At 73.0% G+C, this 1,995-nt stretch carries 1 protein-coding gene and 2 pseudogenes; all 3 read right to left on the bottom strand.

Translation table 11 applies throughout. The features are described 5' to 3' along the window. Window positions 1-292: pseudogene (locus ACPYOG_RS19080) on the bottom strand (pyridine nucleotide-disulfide oxidoreductase); the annotation flags it as partial. Continuing rightward, window positions 289-1,074, bottom strand: a pseudogene (cobA, locus tag ACPYOG_RS19075) (uroporphyrinogen-III C-methyltransferase); the annotation flags it as partial. The pseudogenes ACPYOG_RS19080 and cobA, both read right to left, overlap by 4 nt. Before the next feature lie 41 nt (window positions 1,075-1,115). Further along, on the bottom strand, window positions 1,116-1,995 hold an 880-nt coding region (locus tag ACPYOG_RS19070), incomplete at its 5' end, for an ABC transporter permease (RefSeq protein ID WP_481295713.1).

Below are 1,995 nucleotides of genomic sequence, written 5' to 3'. Positions count from 1 at the left end.
GATAGAGGGACTGCAGCTCGTCGATGGTGACGTCGGCGCCGACCTCCACGTTCCCGATCAGCCGGATCGCGCCGTCGGCGAGCATGTCGTGCAGGGAGGTGACGATTCCTTTGATGCGGGGGTGATCGGGGGCGACGCCGTAGCGGATGAGGCCGTACGGCGCAGGCAGCGACTCGAACAGGTCGATGCGGACGTCGATGCCGGCCTCGGCGGCGCGGGTGCGCAGGATGTTGCCGGCGTAGATTCCGGCGGGTCCGGCGCCGACGACGGCTACGCGGAACGGTCGGGTCATTGGGAGGCCTCTCTGTGGTGGGCAGTGCGGGAGGATGCGGTGCTGTGGGGGGCGGCGCCGTGGGATGCAGGCGTCGGAAGGAGGTCGGGGTCGGCGAGGCGCACGACGTCGCCGACGACGATGACGGCCGGGGACCGCACACCGCGCACAGCGGCGTCGGCGGCGATGCTGCCGAGGGTTCCGATGGTGACCCGCTGGCCCTCGCCGTAGCCGTCCTCCACGATGGCGACGGGGCAGTCGGCGCCCCGACGGCCGGCGGCGAGCGTCGCGGCGGTGGCGGCGAGCCCGGAGACACCCATCAGCAGGATCACCGTGTGCTCCGGTCCGCCGGGCACCTGGTCGATGTCGGTGTGGGCCGAGAGCACGGTGAACCCGGCCGCGACCCCGCGGTGCGTGACGGGGATGCCGGCGATCGACGGCACCGCGATGGCGCTGGTCACACCGGGCACGACCTCCACCGGGATGCCGGCCGCACGGCAGAACTCGGCCTCCTCGCCGCCACGCCCGAACACGAACGGGTCGCCGCCTTTGAGCCGGACGACGCGCTTGCCGGCGCGGGCGTGCTCGACCAGCAGCTCGTTGATCCGCGTCTGCGGAACCGGGTGGTGGTGCGGCTGCTTGCCGACGTCGATGACCTCGACGCCCGGCGCGAGGTCCTCGAGCAGTGCGCGCGGACCGAGCCGGTCGGCGATGACGACATCCGCTGCGCTGAGCAGCTGGCGGCCGCGCACGGTGATCAGGTCGGGATGGCCAGGGCCGCCGCCGACGAGCGCGACCGATCCCACAGCCTCCGAGCCCGCGAACGAGCCCGCTGTCACGTCGTTCATCGGGTCGCCCCCGTGAGCCCGCGGCGACGCAGCAACGAGCGCTCGACCGGTGCGAACACGCACAGCTCCACGACGATCCCCACGACGAGGATGGTCAGGATCGTCGCGAGCACCGTCGGCAGATCGGCCAGTTCCCTGCTCTGCTCGAGCATCGTACCGAGCCCGAAGCCGAGCGAGTTGGCGATGATCTCGGCGGCCATCAGGGACCGCCAGGCGAAGGCCCAGCCCTGGCGGAGCCCCGCGACATAGCCGGGCAGCGCGGCCGGGAAGAGGATGCGGAGCTGCAGCTGGCTGCGCGAGGCTCCGAGGACGACGCCCACCCGGCGCAGCTGCGGCGGTACCTGGTCGATGCCGGCCAGGAGGCCGTTGATGATCGAGGGGACCGCGCCGAGCAGCACGACGAAGTACACGGCCGCGTCGGTCAGGCCGAACCAGATGATCGCCGCCGGCACCCACGCCACCGAGGGCAGCACCTGGAGTCCGGACAGGATCGGCCCGACCGCCCGGCGCAGCCAGCGCACCTCGGCCAGCAGCAGCCCGACGGGGGTGGCGATCAGCACGGCCATCAGGAAGCCGAGGCCGCCGCGGCCGAGGCTCGTCCCGATGGCGGTGGCGAGATGGCCCGAGCTCGCGGCGCTGGCGAGCGCCGACACCACGTCGGCAGGACCCGGGTACAGATCCGGCCGAGGGTGGGCGATCGCGGTGTAGAGCTGCCAGCCGATCAGTGCGACGAGCACGAAGACCGTGGTCGGGACGGTGGCCCGGGCGAAGCGGCGAGCCCGGCTGGGCGCCGCATCCCGTGCGGTCTGGAGGGAGTCGAGCCCCGCCTCCAGCGCGTGCAGTTCGGACGCCTCGGCGCCGTCGCGTCCGGTGGCC

The organism is Leifsonia sp. HAY1-4F, from assembly GCF_056755275.1.
This window is presented reverse-complemented; position numbering and strand designations above follow the sequence as displayed.